This window comes from Thiothrix sp. (assembly GCF_028714775.1).
Lineage (GTDB): Bacteria > Pseudomonadota > Gammaproteobacteria > Thiotrichales > Thiotrichaceae > Thiothrix.
Map to the genome: position 1 here is coordinate 300,337 of NZ_JAQTLS010000002.1, position 6,533 is coordinate 306,869.

Here is a 6,533-nt window from a genome sequence, read left to right on the forward strand (position 1 = left end):
GGTTCACCCCGTATTTTTTGCAGGGACGTATTTTAGTTGGGAGCGGCTGCGGTCGTAGGTGGCGAATACTCTGTCACTTTATTGGCAACACCCCACAGGAAGTGTGTCAGCACCCGCCCTGAGAATAAGGGATCGCTGTCTGCCAGCTTCGCGCCATAATCGGGGTAAACGCCTTGTGTGCCTTCCGGTAGTTTGCCAAGTGTGTCCGCAGGGTAAGCGGCAGCACGGTGGCAACTCACGCAGTTGGTTTTCAGGCCATTGCCCGCCAAGGTGTAAGGGTTGAGTGCTTTGCCATCCTTGTCGCGGATGAAGACTTCCACCGATTTCAGGCGGTCATCGCCATTCTCATCTTTGGGTGTGCCATAGACGGCTTCCAGCCCCTCCCGCATCCCAAACGGCCCTTCCAGATAAGGGTTGGAACAGATAATGCCTTTGCCATCCGGCGTCAGGTAATCGTAACCAACGCCCACTTTGAAATAAGACAGCGGCTTCCACATATCTTGGCTGAACAGTTGGCGGATGTCGGCGGGTACGCTGTCTTCTTCTGCGGCTGAGCCATCGGGTTTAGGTTGCCACCAGAAAGTTTGCCATGTCCAATCATCCACTTCACGGCTGGAAATGTGCATGGATGTCAAAATGGCGTAATCGCCTGCCTCGATGTTCTGGATATTCGGCCCCATCAATTCCTTGAGGATGCCGCCGCGCAATTCTTTGGCTTGTTCATCGCTCAATTTGAAGTGGTGGAAATCATTCACGTTAACCGTAGGCAGTTTTGCCCCATCGCGCCCGTAAATGGCGTTGGCAGGTGGTTCTTGTCCCGGTGGGACGACGACCGCTTCTTGTGTCCATGTGCGCTCGCCAGCAACGTGGGTATTGGCGTTAACAGGTGATTGGATGGTTTCGGCGGAAACTGGGTTGACGGTGTTAACATTTTCATCCCAGCGCCCAATGACGGTGGGGCCACTGCCTTTGACGATGGTGTAAGCGGGCTTGACCATGATGCCTTTGGTGTCAGCAAAGTCCAAGGCGGTTGTGCCAGCTTGTTGTAGCGCTGCCAGCTTGTAATCCTTAACGGTTTTTTTACCGTCCTTATCCTCAATCTCCATCAACTGGTCTTCAACGAATTTGACGATTTCATCGCTGTATTTTACGTCGCTGACCAAAGCAGCACCCAAGATGCCCGTACTGTCTGACGGTTTTGAAGGGTCAAGCGGTTTGCTGGTCATTTCCCCGTGAGGGCTGATTTGCCCCGGCACATTCACTTGGCGCAAGGTGACTTTTGCCGACAGGGTTTTGTTGCTCAGTGAGGCATTGCTGTTGGGGGCGGCTGCGGCTTGGCTAAAGTCAACGATTTCACCGCCTTTTTCGGGCACGGCTTCGTCAATGGAATGCCACGTATCATAAGCCCGCACGACGGCGTTGTGGTCAAGTGGGCTATAACTGTCGTCGCGGTACATCGGGCGCATCAAAGAAGCAAACAAGCGCCATGCGTGTTCTTTCATGGCGGCACGGTCGTCAGCTTTTTTCCAGCCTTCAATGGTTTCGGCAGGCAGGTAAGTCGGTTTGCCAGTGGTGATGTCTTGCAAAGGGGCAACTGGCAATACCTTGGGCAAGTCAGGCAAGGCTTCAATCTTGGTGGCAAGGTAAGGGGAAGTTGCGGTTTGTCCTGCTGCTGGTGCGCCCGTGGCAGTTTGTTGTTGGCTTGTTGTTTTAGGCTCTTCTTTGCAGGCGGCTAGTGGAGGGACAAGCGATAAGACTAAGAATAAGGATACAAGGGATGATGATAATTCCAGACGCGCTGGTCTGCTTTTAACGGTTCTCATGCATAAACTCCCGGCAATGATTTTTATTACACACTCATAAGCTGGGGTGGCTATTTAAATATTGGTTCGCCGCCCCTTAGAGTTAATAGCTTGCCTTGTTGGTTTGCGCAAATTAGTTTGAATAAGAAAGCACCAATAATGGAATTTATGGGTTATTGTCCCGATAAGCGGTCATGCGCAATTGGGTTATAGGGTGTTTTTCTTTAGCCGGTAATTCATCGCGTCGCGGCTGATGCCTAACAAACGGGCTGCGCGGGTTTTATTATACCGCGCCCGTTCCAGCGCTTGGCTTAGCAGGCAGCGTTCCATTTCATCCAGATTGATGCCATTGTCCGGCAGCGTGAAGAGGTTGGAGGTTTTTTCTGGTTCTTGTGGCGTATGGATTCTGGCGGGTAAGTCCAGCGGTGTGATTTCACAGCCTGAACTCAAGATGCTCAGGTGTTCACAGAGGTTGCGTAATTCACGCACATTGCCGGGCCAAGCGTAATTCAACAGGATAGCTTGTGCGGCTTTCCCCATTTTGGCAGTGGCGCGTTTGTGCTGTTGGGAAAAGCGGTGCAGGAAATGTTCCGCTAATGCGGGGATGTCTTCCTTGCGTTCGCGTAACGCTGGCAATTCGATGGGTACAACATTGAGGCGGTAGAACAAGTCATTGCGGAATTTGCCTTCTGCTGCCATTGCCCGCAAGTCGCGGTGGGTAGCAGCGAGGATGCGCACATTGGCGCGGCGGGGGCGGGATTTGCCCAGCGGCAGGAATTCTCCCGATTCGAGGAAACGTAACAATTTGGGTTGCAAGGTCAGTGGCAGTTCACCGATTTCATCCAGAAACAATGTGCCGCCATCCGCGCTGGCGACCATGCCCGGTTGGTCGTAGTCTGCGCCGGTAAATGCGCCATTGACGTGCCCGAACAGCAGCGATTCTGCCAGTGTAGAGGGCAGGGTGGTGCAATTGACGATGATTAACGGCTTTTCACTGCGTTGGCTGGCGGCGTGGATAGCGTGCGCTACCCGTTCTTTGCCCGTGCCGGATTCGCCGAGGATCAGCACGCAAGCATTCGTCCGCGCTACGTGCATGGCGGTTTGCAGCGTGGCATTCATCGCGGGTGATTGGCTGGATAAGTTATCGGATTCCATAGGGCAATACCATAGCACAAAAGTGGGAAATGCTGTGTGCCTTTCCCGCTCCTGTTATTAGGCTCAGCGGCAGAGCACGTCGTTGCGGGTGGTTTCCAGCACTGCCCCAAGTTCGGCAATCAGGTTTTCCGGCACATTCAATTCTTGCAGGGCTTGCACCAGATTTTCCACCGTGGCATCAAAGTGCGAATCATTCAGCCCCAGCTTTTCCACCAGATGGCGGTGGCCTTCGCGCATGTCGCGCCCGTCGTAATTGTTGGGGCCACCGAGTGCGACACTGACGAAGTTTTTCTGGTGTTGGCGTTGCTTGTCCATATTGGTGTCGGCGAAAAAGTGCTTCACGCGCTCATCTGCCAACATGATTTCATAGAAACGGTCAACAGCAGCGTTTACAGCGTCTTTGCCACCAATGCGTTCATACAGGCTTGCGGTCATGGATTTCTCCTTGCAGGTTTGGTTAGAAGGCTACGGGAGGATAACCTGCCCGTAGCCTGAGGAGGAGCCTATTTCAGGCTGTTGATCCAGTCTGCGATCACTTTCAGGTCTTCAGCCGGGACTTGTGGCATCGGTGGCATAGCCGTATAACCGGGCCAGTTGGCTGGTTGCGGTGCGGCAACCAGCGCCACGATCTTGGCTTGGTCGTAACCTTTTTTCGCCACTTCGCGGTAAGCAGGGCCGACAACCTTGTTGTCCACACTGTGGCAAGCCAGACAGCCGTGCTTGGTCGCCAAGGCTTCACCTTGTGCCATTTGCACTTTGGGTGCAGCAGCGGCGGCAGCTTCTGCTTCCAGCTTGGCATCTTGCGCCCGTTGCTGGAAGTCCAACGACTTGGCTTTAGCTTCCGCCATTGCCGGGCCAGTCAGGGACAAGCGCATCCCGTGCCGCAGGGTTGCCATTGACATGACCACCACGAGCATCAGGCCAACAATCGTCCAGACTTTTTTCGCCGACAAATCGTTATTGAAGAAGCCTTTGATGAGCATGTAGATCATCACCAGCGCCAACACGATAGACAACAGGATCAGCCAGTAGTAACCGGAGTTGAAGAACGCTTCCAAACCGTAAGACGGGAAGCTGAACAGCACCAGCGGGCCAACAAAGAAGTTCAGCACGGTTGGCACTAAGAACCAGCTTTTACCCGTGGAAACCAGCACATCCCCGGCCTGACGGTCGAGTTCATCCGCACTTTTGCGCTTGTAGAAGCCATACAGCAACATAAAGATGCCCGTCACGGCGAACGAGGCAAAATAGAAGTGCATCAAGCGGAAGAAGGTGTCAGGGCGCAGCAGGGCATCCCAGAAATGGGTGTCATACGTCCATGTAGTCGGGGTGATGTACAGTTGCACCGTTGCCATGAACACAGGCGGCAGGGTGAAGAACAGCGCTACGCTGATCACACCGATGACCAGATGCAAGCTTTTGCGGTCTTCCAGCGTATGCCAAGTGAACTTGTACAGGTAGCTCAACAAGAACGCCGCGATGTTGCCATAGATAATGTGCAACCAGTGGGGCGAGTTCATGATCGCCGCTGCGTAGAACAGCGGAGTGAACAGCACGCTCACCAGCAACAGCGGGGCAACACCCCACAAAGCACCCATGTTTTCACTGATGGTCACGGGCGTCGTCAGCAAGTAGCCCACGCGGTCAAACACCGGGTTCTTCATCTTCACGCCTTTGCTGTTGAAATAAACCGCGCCGAAAGACGCGCCCAGCAGTACGTTGATGAACAGGATGTGTACCACCCATGCCACGACCAGCAGCAGGTGGAACACTGGCTCCACAAAGCTCAAGCCGCCATCCGGCAAGGGCAATGGGATGTCGTTGGGGATCATTTTAAAGTAGTCCATACACTAATCTCTCACCTCATGTTTTACGGTTTAGCGGCGGCAGCAGCTTGGCTGGGCGGGGCGTTCAGGGTTGCCAGATAGGCAGCCAACGCCTTCATTTCCTCATCCGTCCCGGCAAAAGGTGGCATGAATGGGGTGGCGGCGGAATTCAACCCTTTGATCCGTTGGTAAAGCGCATCGGCATTGCCTTGGATACCCAAGTTCGTGATCCGCGCTTTAACGGAGTTGACCCCATTGATCGTGTGGCAGTAACGGCACTGCATTTGGTACAAGTACTCGCCCGTTTTGATGCGGATTTCCGGCGGCGTGGTAGCCGTTGGGTTGCGGTACTCTTCCGGCACGAATGCGGCATTTTTCAGGTAGCCCTCTTTGTTCAGCAGCGCCATATCCTGTACCCGCACCCCGTTGGCGTACATGTAGCCGTAGATGATGTAAGGCTTACGCACAAATTCACGCACCCGTTCAAACTCGGAGATCAGCGCCGCATTGGCAATGAACATTACCAGCGCAATCCACACGGCGGCTTTTTTCGGTTTGAAATACAAGTACAGCATGGAAGCCAGTGACAGCAGCGCCAGCGCCACGGTGACGATGGTTGCCAATTCAGGTGTGGCAATCAGGCGGCGGGTAATGACACCCATGGTGAACAGGTCTTTCGCCGCTTGTGGGAATTGCAGGTAATACCAGTAACCAAATACGATCATCGGGATGATGCAGGCAGCCAGAATCCGCCCGAAGAAACGCATGGCTTGCGCCCGCAACTCTTCATCCTGCTTGGTGAAGAACCAAGAAAGCATCATTGCTGCGGATGCTGCCCAGATGACGGAGAAGAAAGTACGGAAGCCCAGTGATGGAATCCAAGACGGGTTCATCAGGGAGGCGAGGTAGTCCGGTTTGGTCGGGAAGTCAGACGCCAGCCAGTTGCCCGGTGTCATCATGAAACCCAAGATCGCGGTAATGATCGCCATTGTCAGCCATGAAGCAATCGCGTAGTACAAGCCGATCTTGAAATGGGACTTCTTGCCGGGAGTGCCCAGCGGGCGGGCTTTCCACGTCAGGAACCAGATCAACAGGAAGATCATCTCCAAGTTGAACACGATCCACTCGATGAACCATTTCCAGAAGAATACCCGCAACAACGCCCCGATAGCCGCTGGGTTGATGATATTGACGTGTATCCAGATACCGATGCCGGTCAGTGCGCCAACAGCCGTGGCGAGGACGAAAAAGGTGAAAAAGATTTTGTAAGCAAGTTCATCAAACTTACGGTCGTTGTTTTTAATGGCGAACCATTGCGCCAGTACCAAGATGATACTGCCGCCGACCGCAGCGCCGTGCGAGATAAAGACGTGGACGATGGCGTCAAAGGCAAACATGAGCCTGTGACCAACCAACGGCATGTCAAAGATTGGAAAATCAAACATTTCCCCTCCTGTTACTGTCAATGTAAGAAAACAAATACGTAATTGAGCATTGGCTATAACGCAAGAGTTGTGCCAAGTGCTAAGTAATTGTTTTCAAAGTATCTTGACGGTTTTGCATGGAATTGTTTTGTGTAATAACACTGAGTGAAGTGTGGGATTTCACGGGTTTTCCCTAAAATGGAGTCTGTCAAATAAACTGTGTAACAAATTTTCATAGGGCGGAGAGCGGGACGCGCTCTTCGCCGAACATGAGTAAAAAGGTCTGCAAAGCAGGCTTCCAGTGGTGGATAACCGACCACTTTTGC

5 protein-coding genes are annotated in these 6,533 nt (G+C 53.2%); all 5 read right to left on the bottom strand.

Annotated elements, in window-relative coordinates; translation table 11 throughout:
• Positions 1–32 precede the first annotated feature (32 nt).
• Positions 33–1,823 carry a hypothetical protein gene (locus tag PHE17_RS02915; protein ID WP_301014313.1) on the bottom strand — a complete coding sequence of 597 codons (1,791 nt, stop codon included), beginning with the start codon at positions 1,821–1,823 and terminating at the stop codon, positions 33–35.
• A 186-nt stretch (positions 1,824–2,009) separates the two neighbouring features.
• Positions 2,010–2,957 (bottom strand): sigma-54 dependent transcriptional regulator, encoded by a 948-nt coding sequence (locus PHE17_RS02920; RefSeq protein ID WP_301014314.1) that lies wholly within the window; start codon positions 2,955–2,957, stop codon positions 2,010–2,012.
• Between the two features lie 63 nt (positions 2,958–3,020).
• On the bottom strand, positions 3,021–3,392 hold the full coding sequence (locus tag PHE17_RS02925) for a group 1 truncated hemoglobin (RefSeq protein WP_301014315.1): 372 nt from the start codon (positions 3,390–3,392) through the stop codon (positions 3,021–3,023).
• A 68-nt stretch (positions 3,393–3,460) separates the two neighbouring features.
• Positions 3,461–4,804 (bottom strand): c-type cytochrome, encoded by a 1,344-nt coding sequence (locus PHE17_RS02930; protein WP_301014316.1) that lies wholly within the window; start codon positions 4,802–4,804, stop codon positions 3,461–3,463.
• 23 nt (positions 4,805–4,827) lie between these two features.
• Positions 4,828–6,228: a c-type cytochrome gene (locus PHE17_RS02935; protein WP_301014317.1), complete on the bottom strand. Its 1,401-nt coding sequence runs from the start codon at positions 6,226–6,228 to the stop codon at positions 4,828–4,830.
• Between the last annotated feature and the right edge of the window lie 305 nt (positions 6,229–6,533).